We start from the raw sequence: 234 nt of genomic DNA on the forward strand, positions 1-234 counted from the left end.
GGCGACAGCCGCTCGTCCAGCCCCGTCCATTGCGACACGCGCAGCATGTTGCTGCGCCAGCCCGCGATGACGGGCGAATCGAGCATCACCACGCCGCGCACCCATTGCGGCTTCCTCAGCGCCGCCATCAGTGAAAGATAACCGCCGAGCGAATGCCCGACGAGCCAGACAGGGTTCTCGTAAGCACGCCCGATGTCATCCAGCAACTCCTCGACCAGATGCGGCCAGTCGCGC

General features: G+C 65.8%; 1 protein-coding gene. It reads right to left on the reverse strand.

Going from position 1 to position 234, the window contains the following annotated elements; translation table 11 throughout:
• Positions 1-234 (reverse strand): alpha/beta fold hydrolase (locus SB753_RS41650; protein ID WP_410805766.1); only part of this gene is annotated, 234 nt, incomplete at both ends.

It is taken from the genome of Paraburkholderia sp. SIMBA_053, assembly GCF_046534895.1.
In the GTDB taxonomy this organism is placed as follows: domain Bacteria; phylum Pseudomonadota; class Gammaproteobacteria; order Burkholderiales; family Burkholderiaceae; genus Paraburkholderia; species Paraburkholderia caledonica.